At 35.9% G+C, this 21874-nt stretch carries 19 protein-coding genes; 17 read left to right on the top strand and 2 right to left on the bottom strand.

Features of this window, described 5'->3' with window-relative positions:
• Nucleotides 1–54 precede the first annotated feature (54 nt).
• The 4 genes from rfbA to rfbB are packed head-to-tail and all read left to right on the top strand — an operon-like array spanning nucleotide 55 to nucleotide 3121.
• Nucleotides 55–924, top strand: coding sequence for a glucose-1-phosphate thymidylyltransferase RfbA (gene rfbA / locus HMPREF2818_RS01235; RefSeq protein ID WP_000676115.1), 870 nt, complete (start codon nucleotides 55–57; stop codon nucleotides 922–924).
• Complete coding sequence (locus HMPREF2818_RS01230) at nucleotides 924–1517, top strand: dTDP-4-dehydrorhamnose 3,5-epimerase family protein (protein ID WP_000139165.1); 594 nt, start codon at nucleotides 924–926, stop codon at nucleotides 1515–1517. The genes rfbA and HMPREF2818_RS01230 overlap by 1 nt, the downstream gene beginning before the upstream one ends.
• The gene (locus HMPREF2818_RS01225) at nucleotides 1517–2029 is read left to right on the top strand and encodes a hypothetical protein (protein WP_000459888.1); all 513 of its coding nucleotides are present in this window, start codon (nucleotides 1517–1519) and stop codon (nucleotides 2027–2029) included. The genes HMPREF2818_RS01230 and HMPREF2818_RS01225 overlap by 1 nt, the downstream gene beginning before the upstream one ends.
• Nucleotides 2030–2080: 51 nt before the next feature.
• A complete protein-coding gene (rfbB, locus tag HMPREF2818_RS01220; protein ID WP_000277598.1) occupies nucleotides 2081–3121 on the top strand; it encodes a dTDP-glucose 4,6-dehydratase in 1041 nt (346 codons plus the stop codon).
• 51 nt (nucleotides 3122–3172) lie between these two features.
• Here the strand turns inward: rfbB and hylB are convergent, their stop codons facing one another.
• Nucleotides 3173–6391 carry a hyaluronate lyase gene (gene hylB / locus HMPREF2818_RS01215; protein WP_000403403.1) on the bottom strand — a complete coding sequence of 1073 codons (3219 nt, stop codon included), beginning with the start codon at nucleotides 6389–6391 and terminating at the stop codon, nucleotides 3173–3175.
• 216 nt (nucleotides 6392–6607) lie between these two features.
• Between hylB and HMPREF2818_RS01210 the strand changes: the two genes are divergently transcribed.
• The 6 genes from HMPREF2818_RS01210 to budA all read left to right on the top strand — a co-directional run bounded on the left by HMPREF2818_RS01210 (nucleotide 6608) and on the right by budA (nucleotide 12564).
• The gene (locus tag HMPREF2818_RS01210; protein WP_000163512.1) at nucleotides 6608–7090 is read left to right on the top strand and encodes an NUDIX hydrolase; all 483 of its coding nucleotides are present in this window, start codon (nucleotides 6608–6610) and stop codon (nucleotides 7088–7090) included.
• Entirely contained in the window at nucleotides 7080–7541 is a 462-nt protein-coding gene (locus HMPREF2818_RS01205) for an NUDIX hydrolase (protein WP_000796045.1), read from the top strand. Before HMPREF2818_RS01210 ends, HMPREF2818_RS01205 begins: the two co-directional genes overlap by 11 nt.
• 91 nt (nucleotides 7542–7632) lie before the next feature.
• Nucleotides 7633–8823 carry an AI-2E family transporter gene (locus HMPREF2818_RS01200; protein WP_001081540.1) on the top strand — a complete coding sequence of 397 codons (1191 nt, stop codon included), beginning with the start codon at nucleotides 7633–7635 and terminating at the stop codon, nucleotides 8821–8823.
• Complete coding sequence (locus HMPREF2818_RS01195) at nucleotides 8813–10039, top strand: tetratricopeptide repeat protein (RefSeq protein WP_000934876.1); 1227 nt, start codon at nucleotides 8813–8815, stop codon at nucleotides 10037–10039. The genes HMPREF2818_RS01200 and HMPREF2818_RS01195 overlap by 11 nt, the downstream gene beginning before the upstream one ends.
• A gap of 109 nt (nucleotides 10040–10148) precedes the next feature.
• Complete coding sequence (alsS, locus tag HMPREF2818_RS01190) at nucleotides 10149–11831, top strand: acetolactate synthase AlsS (protein WP_000140344.1); 1683 nt, start codon at nucleotides 10149–10151, stop codon at nucleotides 11829–11831.
• Nucleotides 11832–11844: 13 nt separating this feature from the next.
• Nucleotides 11845–12564 carry an acetolactate decarboxylase gene (gene budA / locus HMPREF2818_RS01185; RefSeq protein WP_000005484.1) on the top strand — a complete coding sequence of 240 codons (720 nt, stop codon included), beginning with the start codon at nucleotides 11845–11847 and terminating at the stop codon, nucleotides 12562–12564.
• 53 nt (nucleotides 12565–12617) lie between these two features.
• On the opposite strand, the gene HMPREF2818_RS01180 is transcribed toward budA, so the two are convergent.
• The gene (locus HMPREF2818_RS01180; RefSeq protein ID WP_000006721.1) at nucleotides 12618–14273 is read right to left on the bottom strand and encodes an Rqc2 family fibronectin-binding protein; all 1656 of its coding nucleotides are present in this window, start codon (nucleotides 14271–14273) and stop codon (nucleotides 12618–12620) included.
• A 357-nt stretch (nucleotides 14274–14630) separates the two neighbouring features.
• On the opposite strand from HMPREF2818_RS01180, the gene trpX reads away from it, so the two are divergent.
• The 7 genes from trpX (at nucleotide 14631) to rpiA (ending at nucleotide 21784) form a co-directional block, all read left to right on the top strand.
• A complete protein-coding gene (gene trpX / locus HMPREF2818_RS01175; RefSeq protein WP_000790858.1) occupies nucleotides 14631–15635 on the top strand; it encodes a tryptophan ABC transporter substrate-binding protein in 1005 nt (334 codons plus the stop codon).
• 12 nt (nucleotides 15636–15647) lie between these two features.
• A complete protein-coding gene (locus HMPREF2818_RS01170; RefSeq protein WP_000587303.1) occupies nucleotides 15648–16511 on the top strand; it encodes an ABC transporter permease in 864 nt (287 codons plus the stop codon).
• The gene (locus HMPREF2818_RS01165; RefSeq protein WP_000245088.1) at nucleotides 16511–17272 is read left to right on the top strand and encodes an ABC transporter ATP-binding protein; all 762 of its coding nucleotides are present in this window, start codon (nucleotides 16511–16513) and stop codon (nucleotides 17270–17272) included. Before HMPREF2818_RS01170 ends, HMPREF2818_RS01165 begins: the two co-directional genes overlap by 1 nt.
• Nucleotides 17273–17568: 296 nt before the next feature.
• Entirely contained in the window at nucleotides 17569–19230 is a 1662-nt protein-coding gene (locus HMPREF2818_RS01160) for a ribonuclease J (protein WP_001280071.1), read from the top strand.
• A gap of 56 nt (nucleotides 19231–19286) precedes the next feature.
• Nucleotides 19287–20075 carry an alpha/beta hydrolase gene (locus HMPREF2818_RS01155; protein WP_000863782.1) on the top strand — a complete coding sequence of 263 codons (789 nt, stop codon included), beginning with the start codon at nucleotides 19287–19289 and terminating at the stop codon, nucleotides 20073–20075.
• A gap of 89 nt (nucleotides 20076–20164) precedes the next feature.
• Nucleotides 20165–20875, top strand: coding sequence for a matrixin family metalloprotease (locus HMPREF2818_RS01150; protein WP_001259489.1), 711 nt, complete (start codon nucleotides 20165–20167; stop codon nucleotides 20873–20875).
• Nucleotides 20876–21112: 237 nt separating this feature from the next.
• Nucleotides 21113–21784, top strand: a complete 672-nt coding sequence (gene rpiA / locus HMPREF2818_RS01145) for a ribose-5-phosphate isomerase RpiA (RefSeq protein ID WP_000343883.1) — start codon at nucleotides 21113–21115, stop codon at nucleotides 21782–21784.
• Nucleotides 21785–21874 lie beyond the last annotated feature (90 nt).

The following is a 21874-nucleotide window of genomic DNA, read 5'->3' as shown; positions in this document are numbered from 1 at the left end:
GTTTAAAAAAAGTGTTATAATATGTAGGATTAATATAAATAAGGAGACCTTACTATGAAAGGTATTATTTTAGCGGGAGGTTCAGGTACTCGCTTGTACCCATTAACTCGTGCTGCATCAAAACAATTGATGCCGATTTATGATAAACCAATGATTTATTATCCATTGTCAGTTTTGATGTTGGCAGGAATAAAAGAAATACTGATTATTTCTACTCCACAAGATTTGCCTCGCTTTGAAGATATGCTTGGAGATGGTTCAGAATTAGGAATCTCTCTTTCTTATGCTGAACAACCAAGCCCAGATGGGTTAGCACAGGCCTTCATTATCGGTGAAGAATTTATTGGCGATGATCACGTTGCCTTAGTATTAGGTGATAATATTTACCATGGACCAGGTTTATCTGTAATGCTACAACGTGCAGCTAGTAAAGAAAGTGGAGCAACCGTCTTTGGCTATCAAGTAAAAGATCCAGAACGTTTTGGTGTTGTCGAGTTTGATACTGATATGAATGCCATTTCTATTGAAGAAAAACCAGCGCAACCTAAGTCTAATTATGCTGTCACAGGTCTTTATTTCTATGATAACGATGTGGTTGAAATCGCTAAAAATATTAAGCCAAGCCCTCGTGGAGAACTTGAAATTACTGATGTTAACAAAGCCTACCTTGATAGAGGTGACTTATCAGTTGAGTTAATGGGACGTGGATTTGCGTGGTTAGACACTGGAACTCACGAAAGCCTTCTTGAAGCAGCACAATATATTGAAACAGTACAACGCATGCAAAACGTTCAAGTTGCTAACCTTGAGGAAATTGCTTACCGCATGGGCTACATCACTCGTGAACAAGTCCTTGAGTTGGCACAACCACTTAAGAAAAATGAGTATGGTCAATACCTACTTCGTTTGATTGGAGAAGCCTAATGACTGAACAATTTTTTGATAAAGAATTAACTTGTCGTCCAATTAAAGTCATTCCTGGATTGTTGGAATTCGATATTCCCGTTCGTGGAGACAACCGTGGATGGTTCAAAGAGAACTTTCAAAAAGAAAAAATGATACCGCTTGGTTTCCCAGAAAGCTTCTTTGAGGCAGACAAACTACAAAATAATATTTCGTTTAACAAAAAAAATACTTTGCGAGGTCTCCATGCAGAACCTTGGGATAAATATGTTTCGATCGCTGATGAAGGACGTGTGATCGGTACTTGGGTTGACCTCCGTGAAGGTGACAGTTTTGGTAACGTTTACCAAACGATTATCGATGCCTCAAAGGGTATCTTTGTTCCACGCGGCGTTGCTAATGGTTTCCAAGTTCTTTCAGATAAAGCAGCTTATACTTATCTCGTTAACGATTATTGGGCACTTGAACTCAAACCAAAATATGCTTTCGTTAACTATGCAGATCCAAATCTAGGCATTCAGTGGGAAAACCTTGAAGAAGCAGAAGTCTCAGAAGCAGATAAGAATCACCCACTTCTCAAAGATGTAAAACCTTTGAAGAAGGAAGATTTGTAATGTTTGATCTTTTTTTGACTATCACCAATGAATTGAATCTAATAGGGATTACGCCTTTGTTGATGGGATCGGTTGGCTTAGAAGTACGTACAGGTCGAGATTGGAAAGCTAGAGACTTAGATATTCATGTTCCTAGTGACCCTAGAGGATGGGAGGCACCTGATGAGGGGCGTATTTTCCAATTCGCTGAAATAAATGTGATAATGGAAAAACTAGGATTTAATCTTGTAGATCGTCATGAGCATGAATACCAGAAAGAAGGCCTTTCTGTTGAGTTTGGTGGTCTCCACTCACTTCCAGAATTTGCAGGTATACCTATAGATGACTTGGAAGAAATTGAGACAAATGGCGCTCACTATTTTCTACCAACTTTAGATCAATACCTAAAAATATACCAAGCATCCTCAAAAGATTCTTATCGATCAGATAAGAATAATCACAAAGACTTTGCAAAAATTGATTATTTAGAAAAATTATTAAGTAATAAAATGGTTCGTAATGCGAACCACTAAAAAGGTTTGCTCTGGATAACAGCAAGTCTTAATAAAAAATTGGAGAAAAAAATGTATAAAAACATTATCGTAACTGGTGGAGCTGGTTTCATCGGATCAAATTTTGTACACTATGTTTACAATAACCACCCAGATGTTCATGTAACTGTCCTTGATAAATTGACATATGCAGGTAATCGTGCTAACATTGAAGCCATTCTTGGTGATCGTGTTGAGTTAGTTGTTGGTGACATCGCTGACGCTGAATTGGTAGACAAATTGGCTGCTAAAGCGGATGCTATTGTTCACTATGCGGCTGAGAGTCACAACGATAACTCATTGGAAGATCCAAGTCCATTTATCCATACAAACTTTATCGGAACTTACACTTTGCTTGAAGCAGCTCGTAAATACGATATCCGTTTCCACCACGTGTCAACTGATGAAGTTTATGGAGATCTTCCACTTCGTGAAGACCTTCCAGGAAATGGTGAAGGACCAGGTGAAAAATTCACTGCTGAAACAAAATACAATCCATCATCACCTTACTCATCAACTAAGGCAGCTTCTGACCTTATCGTTAAGGCATGGGTACGTTCCTTCAGCGTAAAAGCGACCATTTCGAACTGTTCAAATAACTATGGACCATACCAACACATCGAAAAATTCATTCCACGTCAAATTACAAATATCTTGGCAGGAATCAAACCGAAACTTTATGGTGAAGGTAAAAACGTCCGTGACTGGATCCACACAAATGATCATTCAACAGGTGTCTGGGCTATTTTGACTAAGGGTCGTATTGGTGAAACATACCTTATTGGTGCCGACGGTGAGAAAAACAACAAGGAGGTTCTTGAACTTATCCTTGAGAAAATGGGTCAACCAAAAGACGCTTACGATCACGTAACTGACCGTGCTGGTCATGATCTTCGTTACGCTATCGATTCTACAAAATTGCGTGAAGAACTCGGTTGGGAACCACAATTTACAAACTTTTCAGAAGGTTTGGAAGAAACTATTAAATGGTATACAGAAAATGAGACATGGTGGAAAGCAGAAAAAGATGCTGTAGAAGCCAAGTATGCTAAAACTCAAGAAGTCATTAAGTAATTGAACCAAAAAACCTATCATTTTGATGATAGGTTTTTTATGTACGACTAGTTAGATAGCTAATTGGTCTGTTTTTGTCATGGTTTGAGGTTGGTAATAGACATTTTGATAGTCATTACCAACTTTTTGTACTAGGTAAAGTCCCGCTTTATTCATTTTGAATTGATTGTTAATGAGACTCTCTTGATTATCGTGTTTGATAACAGCCCAAGTTTGACTGTTTTTATCATAGATAACTTGTTGTTTTGAACTATTTTCTAGTAATTCTACTTCTTTGCTGTTGGCTAATTTATCAAAACTTGTGCGATCAATGTTTGGAACCATCATGTAACCATAGCTATCACCTTTGTTGTCATGCTTTTGGCTTATAGTGATAAAAGGATTACTAACGATTGAGGTATTTTTAGAAGTACGATTAATGCTGTTCCAAGTACCTGTTTGCTCTTTGCGTTCAATATCAATAGTGCTATTTTTAAAGAAGATATAACCAATATTGCGACCAGGTTCTTTTGATTCTAAAAAGACACTCTTTGTATCTGTAAATTGTTGAGAACTTGCTTGCTTTAAATCAACAGTTTTTCCATTGACGTATGTAGTATAAGGTGTTTTAGAATCGTCTTTTCGTTGATCAATTGTTGTAGAAACATTTCTAATGCCGTTAGTATTCTTGATGTTGCTACCTAAAAAGACAATCTTATCATTTAAGATAACCCAACCTTTTTGTGCTGTTAAGGTGCGATCCCAGTTAGTAAAATCCATAGCGGCAAGAGCAAAGTGATTATTAAGTTTGACGGAACCAACAAAGTCAGATGTTCCTGTAACTTGACCGGTTTTTTCTTTAGCGTCTTTGCTATGTTTGCTCATGAAATCCTTAGTTGTATCTTCACGCTTAGCATCTTTTTCAGTTGTTCCAGCCATTTTATAAGGATTGACGGTTGGCCAAAAATGATTACTATAATGAGATTGATCACTATTATAAAGATAGAACATACCATCTCCGGTATACCAACCACGTGTATTTTCATCATTCATTCCTTCATAGTTGAGGGTGCGTTTAGAATGTAATGAAAGCGCGAAACCAAAGTCTTTCTCGGCATTATAATAAGCTAAGCGGTCCATGCTATTAAAGGTTGATAAATTACTTTTTAAAGGTTTAGTAGCGACTGTACTGTCATTAAGCAGCTTATTCATGTTGGCAATATCGGAATACGATTTGAGGTTATTGAAGACGTTGTAGAATTTATTTGAAGTGATAATCGTTTTAATAGTTGATTTGAGGTCTAAGTTTCGCTCTTCATTAGACATGTTAGCCAATCTGAGGAAACCTCTGAGAACTTCAACTGCAGCCGAATGCGAAGAAGCAGCCTCTCTACTAATTGAGCGTCCACGACTCATATCCATTAACTCACCTTTTACAATTAAAGGTAAAAATGATTGATTAATCCATTTATAAACCATATCAAGTTCTTGATTAGAGATTTTATAGTCAGTTTCTTGAATGATAGGCAGCAATTGTGTCAAACCATCTATCAGAACATTACCATAGGCGCCAGTATAAGCAACATTCGTATGGTCGATGTAAGAACCGTCAGCATAGAAACCTTCAGCTTTAGTAGCAGTAGTAAAAAGATTTTTTAGAGAATGAGAAGTTTTTTCGATAATAGTATTGTCTTTACGAAGTAAACCTTCAATGATTTTAACGCGCCCCATATCGACTAGATTACCACCAAGGGCTTTAAATGGATTGTCAAGCGTTTTACGGAAATATCCTGCATCAGGAACAAAGTGTTCAATTGGGTCGGTATAAGTTTTTATTTCAGCGTCAGTGAAGTAGTTATTCATGAGAGCTAGGGTAGCTGTAATTGAGCGAGGGACACCGATTTCAAAATCCCACCAATTGGCAGAGCCTTCTATATCTTTATTAACATTGTAGAAGTTTTGATGAAGCCAAGCCAGACTCTCTTTTACAGTACGAATAGCTTTTTCATTTTTGTAAATAGTAGAGTGGGGATTGGTGATTTGTTTAGCTAAATCTTCCAAACGACGATAAGTAGCGGTTAACTGTGCTGAATTATTGAGATTATCTAAATCTTTCCAAAGGAAAGTGTGATTAGAATCCAGTTTGATAGTTTTGATGTTTTTGGCGTTAGTTTCATCTAATTTCTGATTAATCTTTTGCATGTTCGAATCATTAGTATCGTAAACATGATTACCAATAGTCACGTCGTTCCATTTGTCGAGGAGTTTTGTAAACTTATCTTCTGTTGAAGCTGTAACTGATAACGGTACTTCTTTAATTATTTTACCAGATTTATCAGATATTTTAACAGTTGTTGAACCAGTAGCGTTTGGATACAATATTCCACCAACAATTTTCCCGAGAGACGGATTGGTTAGAGTGTATTGGTAGTCAGCTTTATTAAAAACGTAATTTTTGTTTAAAGCCGTATTAACGCTTTCTTCAATTTGTGTTGTGACGGGTTGTGGATGCTCTGAGTCTTTAGGGCCTTTTGCTTTCATTGATATATTATCAAAAGTAGCAGAACCAGTTCCTTTTTCATAATAAAGTTCAAGTGTCACCTCGGAGACATTTAACTTTGGGTTATATATCTTTGTTAAGGTATGTTTGTTAGTAGTACCGCTGGTCATCTCAGAAAGCCAAAGTCGCGTATTGTTGTCTTTTTTCTCCATAATACGAAGGAAAGCTTGTCCAGCCTTGTTACTTGTTTCAATATCAAACTTGACCTCATATTTTTTAGTGGGATCAATGTTCACTTTTTGTGTTACAGCACCTCTAAAGCCTTTGTCGCTGGATAGGCTTACTTGGCCTTGTTCGGTACGTTGGATAATAGGTGATTTATCAGCAGTATTTTCTTTATCAATCCAAGCAGACCATTCCCTAGCGCTTGTATGTGACCAGCTTCCAGATACAGGGTTAGTTTGATTAAAATCTCCGTTTTTCACCAGCTCCTTATTTTGAGTTTGATTATCTACTACTTGTTTCATTGTGCTATGAGTGGCTGTTGCAGTTGCGGTTGAAGCTGTGGGGTTAGACAGATCTTGTTGTGTGGTTGTGGTGCTAGTCTCTTTGACAGTGGTACTTTCAGTCTGGAGAACTTCAATATTATTAGTTTGAGTATCTCTTATTTGGGACGTTGAGGTAGTTTTGGTAAGCTCTTCAGCTTTAGCTTGGTAACTATTGTTAACCAATATTGTTCCTAAAATAAGGGCTGAATAAAGCATAATACGATGTTTCTTTTTGATTTCCATTTTTACTCCTTAGGGTTTAAAATTGTAAACCGGTTTTTCCTAATTATAGCATGCTTTAAAGGTTTATAATAAAGAACCTTTAAAATGTCATCAAAGTGAAAAGTAAATAACTGGTAAACAAAATAATTTGTTTAATCATTTGTGTGCTACTTTGATAGTAAATTGCCTAAATAAAGGCTATTTTTTGTTATAATATGAGAATGAGAGGAGTTTGAAATGACTAAATTAGCAACAATTTGTTACATTGACAATGGCAAGGAATTACTTCTATTGCACCGCAACAAAAAAGAGAATGATGTTCATGAGGGAAAGTGGATCTCGGTAGGCGGTAAACTGGAGGCAGGTGAAACTCCGGATGAATGTGCTAAGCGTGAAATTCTAGAAGAAACCCATTTAACAGTAAAAAAAATGGATTTTAAAGGAGTCATCACTTTTCCTGAATTTACGCCAGGTCATGATTGGTATACCTATGTCTTTAAAGTAACAGATTATGAAGGAGAGTTAATTTCAGATGATGAATCACGAGAAGGAACCTTAGAATGGGTACCATATGATCAAGTTCTCTCTAAGCCAACGTGGCAAGGAGATTACGAAATTTTTAAATGGATTTTAGAAGATGTTCCTTTCTTTTCTGCTAAGTTTGTTTATGATGAACACCAAAATTTAATTGAAAAGACGGTTAATTTTTATGAAAAATAGAGATTTTAGGGTTAGAGACCAGCTCGAAACATTCGGAGTCAGAGTTTCTGCTTTAATCATAGAAAATCAAAAACTGCTATTAATATATGCTCCTCATCTCGATAAATACTATTTGCCAGGTGGGGCGCTTCAAGTTGGAGAAGATAGCAATAAGGCTGTTGCGAGAGAAGTACTTGAGGAAATAGGTCTTCACAGCCAAGTTGGTGATTTAGCCTATATTGTTGAGAATCAGTTTAATATTAAGAGACATCATTATCACTCAGTTGAATTTTTATATTTTGTTAATCTCTTGGGTCAGGCGCCAGAATCTATCAAAGAAGGAACGCATAAGCGACATTTTGTATGGCTTCCAATAAAAGAATTAACAAAAATTGATTGTAATCCTAATTTTTTAGCACAGGATTTGATAGAATGGCCAGGTCATGTTGTGCATAAAATCGTTCAAAATTAACTTTTTACACTCTTGTTTTGAGTTTAATTTAATTTAACGTGTTATAATAAATGAGAATTAAAATTAGAATTCATCTTGAAAGGATATGTGAATGAATCGACCATCAGAAAAAGAATTTAAAAATAGTTTGTTTTTTAAATGGATCTTAAATAATCAAGCAGTTATTGCTCTCATGATTACCTTTTTGGTATTTTTAACGATTTTTATTTTTACCAAAATCTCTTTTATGTTTAAACCTGTGTTTGATTTTCTTGCTGTGCTGATATTGCCGCTTGTAATTTCTGGATTGCTTTATTACCTATTAAAACCTATGGTTACATTTTTAGAGAAGCGGGGAATTAAGCGTGTAACAGCGATATTATCAGTTTTTACTATTATAATCCTTCTGTTAATTTGGGCAATGTCTAGTTTTATTCCCATGATGAGTAATCAATTACGCCATTTTATGGAAGATCTCCCTTCATATGTGAATAAAGTGCAAATGGAAACAAGTTCGTTTATAGATCACAACCCTTGGTTAAAATCTTATAAAGGGGAAATATCGAGCATGTTATCTAATATCAGTAGCCAAGCGGTCTCTTATGCTGAAAAATTTTCAAAGAATGTTTTAGAGTGGGCAGGAAATTTAGCTAGTACAGTTGCACGTGTGACAGTAGCAACAATCATGGCTCCCTTTATTTTGTTTTATCTTTTAAGAGATAGTCGCAACATGAAGAATGGTTTCTTAATGGTTTTACCAACCAAACTACGCCAACCAACTGATCGTATTTTGCGAGAAATGAATAGTCAAATGTCAGGATATGTGCAAGGACAAATCATTGTTGCTATTACTGTTGGTATTATTTTTTCAATAATGTATAGTATTATAGGCCTTAGATATGGCGTGACATTAGGGATTATTGCCGGTGTGTTAAATATGGTTCCCTATTTGGGAAGTTTTGTCGCCCAAATTCCAGTGTTTATCTTAGCGCTTGTCGCAGGACCTGTTATGGTTGTTAAAGTTGCGATTGTTTTTGTTATTGAGCAAACTCTAGAGGGACGCTTTGTCTCACCCTTGGTTTTAGGTAATAAACTTAGCATTCATCCAATTACAATTATGTTTATTTTATTAACCTCTGGAGCGATGTTTGGTGTTTGGGGAGTATTCCTCAGTATTCCGATTTATGCATCTATCAAAGTTGTTGTTAAAGAATTGTTTGATTGGTACAAAGCTGTCAGTGGGCTATATACAGTAGATGTTGTTACTGAAGAAAGAAGTGAAGAAGTTAAAAATGTTGAATAGTGAAAAAATGATTGTTTCTATCCAAAATCAGGATTTAGAACATGCTAACAAGTATTTCGAAAAAGCGTTGAAAAATGATCCTGAGGAAGTCTTATTGGAACTAGGAGCTTATTTGGAGAGTATTGGTTTTTTACCCCAAGCAAAACGTCTCTATGATCAAATCCGACCAAATTATCCAGAAGTTGCTATCAATTTAGCTCAAATTGTTGCCGAAGATGGAGATATTGAACAAGCATTCTTATACTTAGATTATATCTCAGAAGACAGTCAAGAGTATGTTTCAGCCCTCCTTGTTATGGCTGACTTATATGATATGGAAGGCTTGACTGATGTTGCGCGTGAAAAGCTTTTGCTAGCCAGCAAACTTAGCGATGACCCATTGGTTACATTTGGTTTAGCTGAAATGAACCTTAGTTTGGAACATTATCAAGAAGCGATAGAAGGATATGCTTCACTTGACAATCGAGAAATCTTAGAAACGACTGGGGTTTCAACTTATCAGCGTATTGGTAAATCCTACGCTATTATGGGGAAATTTGATGCAGCTATCGAATTTTTAGAAAAAGCCGTTGACATTGAGTATGATGATTTAACAGTTTTTGAGTTAGCAACAATCCTTTATGATCAAGAAGAATATCAAAAAGCTAACCTTTATTTTAAACAGTTGGATACTATTAATCCAGACTTTGATGGCTATGAATATATCTATGGTTTATCTCTTCGTGAGGAGCATAAATCTGAAGAAGCTTTACGTCTAGTTCAGCAAGGTCTTCGTAAAAATAGTTTTGATGGTCAACTTCTCTTACTAGCCTCACAATTATCGTATGAATTACATGATGTTTCTTCGTCGGAGTCTTATTTGAAACAAGCTGAAAAAGTTTCTGAAAACCAAGATGAAATTGTTATGAGATTGTCAAATTTGTATCTTGAAGAAGAGCGATTTGAGGAAGTCTTGGAATTAGACAATGATGATTTAGAAAATATCCTTGCAAAATGGAATATCGCTAAAGCACACAAGGCTTTAGAAATGGATGATAGTGTAGACTATTATCAATCTTTGTATAATGATTTAAAAGATAATCCAGAATTTTTACAAGATTATGCTTACATTTTGAGAGAATTTGGTTACCTTGATAAGGCACAAGAAGTAGGAAAGGCTTATTTAAAATTAGTTCCAGATGATATAGAGATGTCAGAATGGGTGAATAACATTTAAATAGGAAAACACTTACAGAAAAAAATAAAAAATTCACAAGTAAATTTTCACAATCTGATGTAAAAACTGTGATATAATTGAACCATTCTTGTGAAAAGAGGGAGATAAAATGACAGAATCACATAATCAATATGGGGCTGACTTAATTGTCGATAGCCTCATTAATCATGATGTCAAATATGTTTTTGGTATCCCAGGAGCTAAGATTGACCGCGTATTTGACACTCTAGAAGATAAAGGTCCAGAGTTAATTGTTGCTCGTCATGAGCAGAACGCGACTTTTATGGCTCAGGCTGTCGGGCGTATTACGGGAGAACCAGGAGTTGTTATTGCAACTAGTGGACCTGGGATCTCGAACTTGGCAACAGGGTTAGTTACTGCGACAGATGAAGGTGATGCTGTTCTTGCAATTGGTGGACAGGTTAAGCGAGGAGATTTATTGAAACGTGCTCATCAATCAATGAATAACGTTGCTATGCTAGAACCTATTACAAAATATTCTGCTGAGGTTCATGACCCTAATACTTTGTCAGAAACTGTTGCAAACGCCTATCGTCTTGCTAAATCTGGTAAACCAGGAGCAAGTTTTATCTCTATTCCTCAAGACGTTACAGACAGTCCAGTCTCAGTAAAAGCAATCAAACCTCTTAGTGCACCTAAATTGGGTTCGGCATCTGTTTTAGATATTAATTATTTAGCGCAAGCTATTAACAATGCTGTTTTACCGGTACTGTTATTAGGAAATGGCGCATCTTCAGAGGGAGTAACTGCTGCCGTACGTCGACTTCTTGATGCTGTTAAACTACCAGTAGTAGAAACTTTCCAAGGTGCGGGTATTGTGTCACGTGAGCTCGAGGATGAAACATTCTTTGGTCGTGTAGGCCTCTTCCGTAATCAACCTGGAGATATGCTTTTGAAGCGTGCAGACCTAGTTATTGCTATCGGGTATGACCCTATTGAATATGAAGCGCGTAACTGGAATGCTGAAATTTCTGCTCGTATTATTGTTATTGACGTTGAACAAGCAGAAATTGATACGTATTTCCAACCCGAGCGAGAACTGATTGGAGACATGGCACATACACTTGATTTACTTTTACCAGCTATTAAAGGATATGAATTGCCTGAAGGTTCAAAAGAGTATTTGAAAGGGCTTCGTAATAACATTGAAAATGTTAGCGATGTTAAATTTGATCGTGACTCAGCTCATGGACTTGTTCATCCTCTTGATCTCATTGATGTACTCCAAGAAAATACCACCGATGATATGACTGTTACAGTTGATGTGGGGAGTCATTATATTTGGATGGCTCGCTACTTTAAATCATATGAAGCGCGTCACTTGCTCTTCTCAAACGGAATGCAAACATTAGGAGTTGCTCTACCTTGGGCAATTTCTGCGGCTCTTTTGCGTCCCAACACAAAAGTTATTTCAGTTTCTGGTGATGGTGGCTTCTTATTCTCAGCTCAAGAGTTAGAAACTGCAGTTCGTCTTCATCTACCAATTGTTCACATTATTTGGAACGATGGAAAATATAACATGGTTGAATTCCAGGAAGAAATGAAGTATGGGCGTTCTTCAGGTGTTGACTTTGGACCAGTTGATTTTGTAAAATACGCTGAAAGTTTCGGTGCTAAAGGTTACCGTGTAGACAGCAAAGACAGTTTTGAAGAAACACTCAAACAAGCTCTAATCGATGCTGAAAATGGACCAGTGTTGATTGATGTGCCTATCGACTATAAAGATAACGTGACACTAGGTGAAACAATCTTACCTGACGAGTTCTACTAAGACGAGGTCTAATATGTCAGAAACAGTTAAATTATTTCAATACAGCACCTTGAGTTCACTGATGGCAGGATTGTACAAAGGCAGTCTAACTATCGGAGAATTATTAACTCACGGTGACTTAGGAATCGGTACTGTTCATATGATTGATGGTGAATTGATTGTATTGGATGGGAAAGCTTATCAAGCTATTGGTACAGATGGTAAAGCAGAGATTATCCAATTATCAGATGATGTGACAGTACCCTATGCAGCGGTTTTACCACACTATATCCAAAAACAATTTGATATCAATGCTGAGACAGATAATAAGGATTTGGAAGAGATGATTCTAAAAAACTTTGAAGGTCAAAATCTCTTTAAGTCTTTAAAAATCAAAGGAACGTTTTCAAGAATGCACGTTCGTATGATTCCAAAATCTCCACAACATAAACGTTTTGCAGATATTGCATCTAATCAGCCAGAATTTACCAGAGAGAATGTATCTGGTACGTTGGTTGGGATTTGGACGCCGGAATTATTTCATGGTGTGGGGGTAAAAGGGTTCCATGTCCACTTTATTTCAGACGATTTAACTTTCGGTGGGCATGTTATGGATTACTCGCTCACACAAGGAAAAGTTGAAATTGGGAAGGTTGACCAACTTGACCAATGTTTCCCAACTCAAGATCAAGAATTTTTGGAAGCTAACTTTGACCTACAAAAGCTTAGAGAAGATATTGATTTAAGTGAATAAGAATACCTATAAATAATTAATAACACTAAAAATAGACAGGGATATGTCCCAGTCTATTTTTTTAGTTTAAGGCTATCTATTTTTTCTTGTGTGGGAGTGACTCGTAAGGTTTTTTGACCAGTGTAAGTTACAAAACCTGGCTTAGTACCACTTGGTTTATTGAGTTTTTTTGCTTCAATCATGTCTACTTGAACAAGATTGGAGAGACGAGCTTTAGAGTAATAAGCAGCTAACTCGGCGGCATCTGTCTTAACCTCGTCACTTGGATTGAGGTTATCCCGAATTAACACATGACTTCCGGGGATATCCTTGGCATGAAACCACAACTCCCCTTTACGAGCTATTTTAAATGTTAACTCGTCATTTTGGAGATTATTACGTCCCACCAGAATAATAGTCTTGCCATCGGATGCTAAATATTGTTCAGGTTTTTTGCGCTTATGTTGTTTATCATGTGCGCGTCGCTTAATAAATACAGTTTCAACAAGTTCTTCACGAATATCATTGATATCTTCCATAGAAGCATGATTTAGCGATGTTTCAACAGATTCAAGGTAGGTGATTGTATTTTCCGTATCTGAAATAATTCCTTTTAAATGTTTTACAGCTTCTTTTAATTTTTGATATTTTTTAAAGTAGCGTTGGGCATTTTGGTTGGGTGTTAAAGCTCGATCAAGTGAAATCTCAATGGTTTGGTTGGTGTAATAATTATCAAGCACAACGACATCTTGATTATTTGGTACCATAGAGAGATAGGTAGTTAGAAGCTCTCCTTTTTGGCGAAACTCCTCTGCATTTTCAGTAGCTAGAAGTTCGTCTTGTTGCTTAGCTAGTTTTTTGATATTTTTCTCTAACTCACTTTGAACACGGTGGATGAGGTCACTAGCTTGCTGTGCTATGCGATCTTTTTCAGCCTTCTCTTGGTAGTAATAATCTAACAATTGTCCAAGAGACTGAAATGTTTCGTGACTGCTTGAGAATTGGACAGCGGAAAAGGATTTTTCTGTTAGGCTGGGATAATATTCTCTCGAAAAGAATTGACGAAAATCGTTAAGTTTATTGTCTTTCAAACAGTGAGATAATTCTAGCGCAGTATCGCGTCCTAAACCTTGGAAGAGCTGTTGGAGGTTTTTAGGGCTTAGATCATTGGTTTGAAGCAGCTCAAATAGAGTTTGATCAGAAATATCAAAAGGATTGATTGCTTTTGTTTTGGGTGGGGCAATGTAAGTCGAACCAGGAAGGATAGTACGATAGGAGTTTTGTGAGAAACCAACATGCTTAATTGATTCAATAATTTTATGTTCATTTTTATCAATCAAGATAATGTTACTGTGTTTTCCCATGATTTCAACAACAAGTGTTGCTTTAATGTGATCACCGATTTCGTTTTTATTAGACACGATGATTTCTAATATACGGTCATTTTCAATTTGTTGAATGGTTTCAATCACTGCACCTTGCAAATACTTTCTCATGATCATTGTAAAAGTATTTGGATTTTGAGGATTTTGGAAATTTGCTTCGGTAGTTTGGATACGTCCAAATACAGGGTGAGCAGATAGGAGTAGTTTATAGTTGCGACGATTATTGCGTATTGTTAATACCAATTCATGGTCAAAAGGTTGGTTAACTTTTTGGATACGTCCTTTTTCAATCTGTTCTTGTAATTCATTTGTGAGGTGATGTAAAAAAAATCCATCAAAAGACATGGCGTCCCCCTTATTCTAAAAATTATAGTTTATTTATTATACCATAGGCTGAGCTAAAAATATTTTTTATAACGCAAAAGGCTTGCAATTTTCAGAATATAGTATATAATTATAGAAAAAATCATGAGAAAGGATGACTAGTAAATGACTAAAACATTATTTACCAATTGGCAAAACTGGCGTAGATAAAGTTGTGTTTATGGGTGCATAGATACGACTTTTTGGAGTACTTCAAAAAAGTATCTATGCGCTGGTCTAGTCTAACAATAGAGAGCGCAAGGTAAGTTATTTATCAGGCGCTTTTTCTTTTGCGCTAAACTCCAGAAAGTCAGAGTATTATTAAAGTGAGGAGAAAATATGAAAAATAAAGGACTGATAGCTACGCTAATTCTATTGACCATATTAGTGGTTGGGGAATTATTTTATAACAAATCAGAAAAACATCTTAATTTATCAGAAAAGCAAGTTGTTAAAATTGGTATTTTACAGTATGTAACCCATGATGCTTTGGATGCTATTGAAAAGGGAGTTGAAGATGGTCTAGCTCAAGAAGGATATAAAGGGAAAAAAGTTAAATTAACCGTTTTAAACGCCGAAGCTGATCAAAGTAAAATTCAAGCGATGAGTAAACAATTAGTTAATCATCACAATGATATTTTGATTGGAATTGCGACACCATCAGCACAAGGTTTAGCAGCTTCGACTAAGGATACTCCTATAATCATGGGAGCTGTTTCTGATCCTTTAGGGGCCAAGTTAGTAACGAATATGAAGAAACCAACAACTAATGTTACAGGATTATCAAACGTTGTTCCGACCAAGCAAACTGTGCAATTAATCAAGGATATAACTCCCAATGTTAAACGTATAGGAATTCTTTATGCTAGTAGCGAAGATAATTCTGTGTCACAAGTAACTGAGTTTACAAAATATGCTCAAAAAGCAGGACTAGAAGTTCTTAAATATTCTGTACCATCTACAAATGAAATTAAGACAAGTATGTCAGTCATGACCAAAAAAGTAGACGCTGTCTTTGTTCCACAAGATAATACTATTGCGAGTGCTTTTAGAACAGTTATCGTAGCAGCAAACCAAGCTAATATACCTGTGTATTCCAGTGTTGATACTATGGTTGAACAAGGAAGTATAGCATCAGTAGCGCAGAGTCAATATGGCTTAGGGTTAGAAACTGCAAAACAGGCCATTAAAGTCCTAAGAGGGAAGCCGGTTAAAGATGTACCAGTCAAAGTTATTGATACAGGGAAGCCAAGCCTCAATTTGAAAGCAGCCAAACACTTAGGAATTAAAATTCCTAAGAAGATTATGAAACAGGCAGAAATTACCGTTAAGGTTGACGATTAGAAAGAGGGTTTTATGATTATTTCATCAGTTTCACAAGGTTTATTATGGGGGATATTAGGATTAGGGATATACTTAACCTTTAGAATCTTAAAATTTCCAGACATGACAACAGAGGGCTCCTTCCCTCTAGGGGGAGCGGTTTGTGTTACCTTAATGAATCAGGGGGTTAATCCTATTTTGGCGACGATTCTAGGCATGCTATCAGGGATGTTAGCGGGATTTGTTACTGGTTTACTTTATACTAAAGGAAAGATACCGACGATTTTAGCAGGAATTTTAGTAATGACCTCATGCCACTCCATTATGCTAATGGTTATGAAAAGAGCAAATCTAGGTTTAAATGAGATTCAAACATTGAAAGATTTTCTTCCGTTTTCAAATGATTTAAATCTTCTCGTATTAGGTTTGATAGCTATTCTCTTGGTGATTTCTGCCTTAATTTATTTTCTCTATACACGCTTGGGGCAAGCTTATATTGCAACAGGAGACAACCCTGATATGGCAAAGAGCTTCGGCATTGATACCGACAAAATGGAAATGCTTGGCTTAATTGTATCAAATGGCTTAATTGCTTTATCAGGAGCTTTAGTAAGTCAACAAGATGGATATGCTGATGTATCAAAAGGTATAGGTGTTATTGTTATTGGGTTAGCTAGTATTATTATTGGAGAGGTACTTTACTCTACTGGTTTAACTCTCTTTGAACGTTTAATTGCTATAGTGGTGGGTTCTATTCTTTATCAATTTTTAATAACGGCAGTAATCGCCTTAGGATTTAATACGAATTACCTAAAATTATTTAGTGCAATAGTGCTTGGAATTTGTTTAATGGTTCCTGTCCTAAAAACGAAGATTTTGAAAGGAGTACGCTTATAATGGTGATGAAAATCATAGAGTTAAAAGAAGCAACCGTACAAGTCAGTAATGGTTTAGCAGAAATGAAAACGATATTAGACCATGTTAATTTGAGTATTTATGAATATGACTTCATTACAATATTGGGTGGAAATGGAGCTGGAAAATCAACGCTTTTTAATGTAATTGCAGGTACCTTGATGTTAAGCGGTGGAAATATTTACATCATGGGACAAGATGTTACTATTTTACCAGCAGAAAAACGAGCTAAATATTTATCACGGGTATTTCAAGATCCGAAAATGGGAACAGCACCTAGGATGACAGTTGCTGAAAATTTATTAGTTGCTAAATTTCGAGGTGAAAAGAGACCGTTAGTTCCTAGAAAGATTACTAACTATACCGAAGAATTTCAAAAATTGATTGCTAGAACTGGTAATGGACTTGATCGCCATTTAGAGACACCTACAGGTTTATTATCAGGTGGACAAAGACAAGCACTTAGTTTATTAATGGCAACTTTGAAAAAACCAAATCTGTTATTATTGGACGAACACACAGCAGCGCTTGATCCTAGAACAAGTGTTTCGCTTATGGGCTTGACTGATGAGTTTATCAAACAAGATTCGTTGACTGCCTTAATGATTACACATCATATGGAAGATGCTCTCAAATATGGAAATCGTATATTAGTAATGAAAGATGGCAAGATTGTCAGAGATTTAAATCAGGCACAAAAAAACGAGATGGCTATAGCTGACTATTATCAATTATTTGATTAAAAAGAAGTGAAATGGGAGTGTTTCACTTCTTTTTCTATACACTTTGCAAGAAATTATTTTCAAAATATGATATACTAATAATGCTGTAAATCGACTTGTAGAGACAAGGACCGTAAGTACAAATGGAATGAAAGTAAGGACACACTCTTTAATTCATATTCCTATTATTGATTAATAAGGTTTTTCTTCAAACCCAAGAAAAGTTACCGATAAATCAATTACTAATGATAATAATTGGACAATTTCTTGTCTGCTTTATAAAAAAGAATTAACAAAATTTAAGGAGAAAACTCATTATGAGCGACATAAAAATCATGGCTCTTGGAGGTGTTCGTGAAAACGGAAAAAACCTATATGTAGTAGAAGTCAATGATTCTATCTTTGTTTTGGATGCTGGACTCAAATATCCTGAAAATGAACAACTGGGTGTTGATGTTGTTATTCCAAATCTTGATTACTTAATTGAAAATAAAAAACGTGTTCAGGGGATTTTCTTAACCCATGGACATGCGGATGCTATTGGTGCATTGCCTTATATTATCGCCGAAGTCAAAGCACCTGTGTTTGGTTCACCTCTCACAATTGAATTAGCTAAGTTATTCGTTAAAAATAGTACAGCAGTCAAGAAATTCAATAATTTCCATGTGATTGATAGTGAAACGGAAATTGAATTTCAAGATGCGGTGATTTCGTTCTTTAAAACGACTCATTCAATTCCAGAGTCAATGGGAATCGTTATTGGGACAAAAGAGGGAAATATCGTTTACACAGGTGACTTTAAATTTGATCAAGCTGCAAGGAAATATTACCAAACAGATCTGGCACGTTTAGCTGAAATTGGTCGTGATGGTGTTTTAGCACTTTTATCAGATTCTGCAAATGCTACAAGCAATGACCAAGTTGCTAGCGAATATGAGGTCGGTGATGAAATTAAGAGCGTTATTGAAGACGCAGAAGGTAGAGTCATCGTAGCAGCAGTTGCAAGTAATCTCATTCGTATTCAACAAGTCTTTGATGCAGCGGCAGAAAACGGTCGTCGAGTAGTTTTGACTGGTTTTGATATTGAAAATATTGTTCGTACGGCCATTCGTATGAAACGCATTCATATTGCTGATGAAAATATGATTATCAAACCTAAAGATATGACACGTTACGAAGATAACGAATTATTAATCCTTGAAACTGGACGTATGGGAGAGCCGATAAATGGTCTCCAAAAAATGGCAATCGGACGTCATCGTTATGTTCAAATTAAAGATGGTGATTTAGTATTTATCGTAACAACACCAAGTATTGCAAAAGAGGCAGTTGTAGCGCGTGTTGAAAATCTGATTTATAAAGCTGGTGGCTCAGTTAAATTGATAACACAGAATTTGCGCGTATCAGGTCATGCAAATGGTCGCGAATTACAATTATTAATGAATCTATTGAAACCTAAATACCTTTTCCCAATTCAAGGAGAGTATAGGGATTTGTCAGCACATGCGGGCTTAGCTCAAGAGGTAGGAATGTCAGCAGATGATATTTATATTGTGAAGCGTGGTGACATCATGGTTCTTGAAAAAGATGGCTTCTTCCATAGTGGATCTGTTCCTGCTGGAGATGTTATGATTGATGGAAATGCTATTGGTGACGTTGGTAATATTGTACTTCGTGACCGCAAGGTATTATCTGAAGATGGAATTTTTATTGTTGTTATAACTGTCAGCAAAAAAGAAAAGAAAATCATTTCTAAAGCTCGTGTTAATACGCGTGGTTTTGTGTATGTGAAAAAAAGCAGAGATATTTTGCGTGAGAGCGCAGAATTAGTTAATACAACGGTAGAAGATTACTTAAGCAAAGATACATTTGACTGGGGTGAACTTAAAGGGAAAGTGCGTGATGAGGTCAGCAAGTTCTTATTTGACCAAACGAAACGTCGCCCAGCAATCCTTCCTGTGGTTATGGAAGTTCGTTGATAGTGTTAAGAGGTTACCAAATTTTGGTAGCCTTTCTTGCTAGAATGGAGGTTTTTATGGCATTTTTTAATATTGAATATCACTCTAAGGTACTAGGAACGGAACGTCAAGTCAATGTTATTTACCCAGATGCTTTTGAGATATCTGATGATAAAATTGATGATTGTGACATTCCTGTTTTGTATCTTCTCCATGGAATGGGGGGAAATGAGAATTCTTGGCAAAAACGCACAAATATAGAGCGTCTTTTACGTCATACTAATCTTATCGTCGTGATGCCATCAACAGACTTAGCATGGTATACCAACACAAAGTATGGGTTGGATTATTTTGATGCAATAGCTATCGAGTTACCAAAAGTTTTGAAACGTTTCTTTCCTAATATGTCTGATAAGAGAGAGAAAAATTTCATTGCTGGATTATCTATGGGGGGATATGGAGCATATAAAATAGCTCTACTGACTAATCGTTTTTCTCATGCTGCCTCTTTGTCAGGTGCACTTTCTTTTGACTTTGATTTATTATTCAATAATGGCAACGATAACATTAACTATTGGTCGGGAATTTTTGGTGATTTGAATAACACTGATAACATAGAGCGTCATTCACTAAGGCGTTGCGTTGAGTCTTTTGATATGAAGACTAAATTTTATGCATGGTGTGGTTATGAAGATTTTCTTTTTGAAGCTAATGAAGTCGCAATTGATGAACTTCGTCAATTAGGTTTAACTATTGACTATTTCAATGATCATGGTAAACATGAATGGTATTACTGGAATCAGCAATTAGAAAAAGTCTTAGAATGGCTCCCTATTGATTATGTCAAAGAAGAGCGCCTTTCGTAGTATTAGCTAAATCGTTGAAATCCAAGTAAAGTCTTGTTATACTAAATCATTAAGTTTTGGGAAATTAGACACAGAAGGTGAGATAAAAAATGAGAACACTATTTAGAATGATATTTGCTATTCCAAAGTTTATCTTTAGATTGATTTGGAATATCATTTGGGGAATATTCAAGACAGTTCTTGTTATTGCGATTATTTTATTTGGCTTGTATTACTATGCGAATCACAGTCAATCAGAATTTGCTAATCAACTTAGTGACATTATTCAGACAGGAAAAACATTTTTAAATTTTGCTGACACTAATCAGCTCAAAAATTCCTTTACTAATCTAGCTACGGATAGTGTTCATCATTCAGAAAATACCAGATGGGATAAAAATCAGGCAACTATCTATATAGCAACTAGAGATTCTGAGTTGGTCTCTGCTTACAAGCAAGCAATCTCCAATTGGAATGCAACAGGTGCTTTTGTGTTACAAACAACAGACAATCCTAATGCTGATATTATTGCTAAGGATTACTCAGATGCTAAAACACAAGCTGCGGGTGTAGCTGAAACCGAGAAAAATGCTTTAACTAATCGTATTTCAAAGGTAACAGTTAAATTAAACACATTTTACCTTAAGAATAAACAGTTTGGTTATGACCACACTAGGATTGTTAATACAGTCGAACATGAATTAGGACACGCTTTAGGTCTAGGACATAATGATCAACAACATTCCGTTATGCAGTCAAAAGGTTCGCATTATGGCATTCAAGAAGTTGATATTCAAACGCTAAAAAACTTATATGCATAAAAAGATGAGCTAAGAAACTCATCTTTTTTGTTTGAACACTTATTTTAGGTGATATAAGTGCGTTAGCAATAGATTATTAAAAATAAAGAATTTGACTATCGCTACTAACTAAAATGCATAAAGAACAAAGAAAATGTTTTCAAAAATCACTTAAAAAATGGTATAATGTGTCTTGAGATAGTGTTTTGAATAGACTTATCAAAAATATTAGATAACATTAACTTAAAAGGGGAAAATATGGACGAACTAAAAAAACTTGCTGGAGTGACCGCTGCAAAATACGTTAAAAACGGTATGATTGTAGGTTTAGGGACAGGTTCTACAGCATATTTTTTTGTTGAAGAAATTGGACGCCGTGTCAAAGAAGAGGGATTGCAAGTCGTAGGCGTTACAACGTCAAACCGTACGACTGAGCAGGCAAGAGGATTAGGTATTCCGTTGAAATCAGCAGATGATATTGATGTCATTGATGTCACTGTGGATGGAGCAGATGAAGTAGACCCTGATTTTAATGGTATCAAGGGTGGCGGTGGTGCGCTGCTCATGGAAAAAATAGTAGCTACTCCAACTAAAGAATATATCTGGGTTGTCGATGAGAGCAAACTTGTTGAAACGTTAGGTGCATTTAAATTGCCTGTTGAGGTTGTTAGATATGGTTCTGAGCGTCTTTTTCGGGTTTTTAAATCAAAAGGTTATTGTCCTTCTTTCCGTGAAACAGAAGGTGACCGCTTTATCACTGATATGGGGAACTACATTATCGACCTAGATTTGAAAAAAATAGAGGATCCAAAGCAGTTAGCGAATGAACTTGACCATACAGTTGGTGTTGTTGAACATGGTTTATTTAATAGTATGGTTAATAAAGTTATAGTAGCAGGCAAAAACGGTCTTGACATACTTGAAAAATAATTATTTAAATAATCGGTTTTAGGAGCTAACCGTAACCTCCTTAGAAAGAAGATATAATGTCACAATTTGATCGCATTCACTTAGTTGTCT

The organism is Streptococcus sp. HMSC076H09 (assembly GCF_001811765.1).
GTDB classification, from domain to species: domain Bacteria; phylum Bacillota; class Bacilli; order Lactobacillales; family Streptococcaceae; genus Streptococcus; species Streptococcus agalactiae.
Note: the sequence above shows the minus strand (reverse complement) of the source record. Positions and strands in the feature narration are given on the sequence as shown.

Excerpts from the sequence above, each read along its gene's own strand:
- rfbA (WP_000676115.1), top strand. The coding sequence starts at position 55 with ATGAAAGGTATTATTTTAGCGGGAGGTTCAGGTACTCGCTTGTACCCA.
- HMPREF2818_RS01230 (WP_000139165.1), top strand. The coding sequence starts at position 924 with ATGACTGAACAATTTTTTGATAAAGAATTAACTTGTCGTCCAATTAAA.
- HMPREF2818_RS01225 (WP_000459888.1), top strand. The coding sequence starts at position 1,517 with ATGTTTGATCTTTTTTTGACTATCACCAATGAATTGAATCTAATAGGG.
- rfbB (WP_000277598.1), top strand. The coding sequence starts at position 2,081 with ATGTATAAAAACATTATCGTAACTGGTGGAGCTGGTTTCATCGGATCA.
- hylB (WP_000403403.1), bottom strand. The coding sequence starts at position 6,391 with ATGGAAATCAAAAAGAAACATCGTATTATGCTTTATTCAGCCCTTATT.
- HMPREF2818_RS01210 (WP_000163512.1), top strand. The coding sequence starts at position 6,608 with ATGACTAAATTAGCAACAATTTGTTACATTGACAATGGCAAGGAATTA.
- HMPREF2818_RS01205 (WP_000796045.1), top strand. The coding sequence starts at position 7,080 with ATGAAAAATAGAGATTTTAGGGTTAGAGACCAGCTCGAAACATTCGGA.
- HMPREF2818_RS01200 (WP_001081540.1), top strand. The coding sequence starts at position 7,633 with ATGAATCGACCATCAGAAAAAGAATTTAAAAATAGTTTGTTTTTTAAA.
- HMPREF2818_RS01195 (WP_000934876.1), top strand. The coding sequence starts at position 8,813 with ATGTTGAATAGTGAAAAAATGATTGTTTCTATCCAAAATCAGGATTTA.
- alsS (WP_000140344.1), top strand. The coding sequence starts at position 10,149 with ATGACAGAATCACATAATCAATATGGGGCTGACTTAATTGTCGATAGC.
- budA (WP_000005484.1), top strand. The coding sequence starts at position 11,845 with ATGTCAGAAACAGTTAAATTATTTCAATACAGCACCTTGAGTTCACTG.
- HMPREF2818_RS01180 (WP_000006721.1), bottom strand. The coding sequence starts at position 14,273 with ATGTCTTTTGATGGATTTTTTTTACATCACCTCACAAATGAATTACAA.
- trpX (WP_000790858.1), top strand. The coding sequence starts at position 14,631 with ATGAAAAATAAAGGACTGATAGCTACGCTAATTCTATTGACCATATTA.
- HMPREF2818_RS01170 (WP_000587303.1), top strand. The coding sequence starts at position 15,648 with ATGATTATTTCATCAGTTTCACAAGGTTTATTATGGGGGATATTAGGA.
- HMPREF2818_RS01165 (WP_000245088.1), top strand. The coding sequence starts at position 16,511 with ATGGTGATGAAAATCATAGAGTTAAAAGAAGCAACCGTACAAGTCAGT.
- HMPREF2818_RS01160 (WP_001280071.1), top strand. The coding sequence starts at position 17,569 with ATGAGCGACATAAAAATCATGGCTCTTGGAGGTGTTCGTGAAAACGGA.
- HMPREF2818_RS01155 (WP_000863782.1), top strand. The coding sequence starts at position 19,287 with ATGGCATTTTTTAATATTGAATATCACTCTAAGGTACTAGGAACGGAA.
- HMPREF2818_RS01150 (WP_001259489.1), top strand. The coding sequence starts at position 20,165 with ATGAGAACACTATTTAGAATGATATTTGCTATTCCAAAGTTTATCTTT.
- rpiA (WP_000343883.1), top strand. The coding sequence starts at position 21,113 with ATGGACGAACTAAAAAAACTTGCTGGAGTGACCGCTGCAAAATACGTT.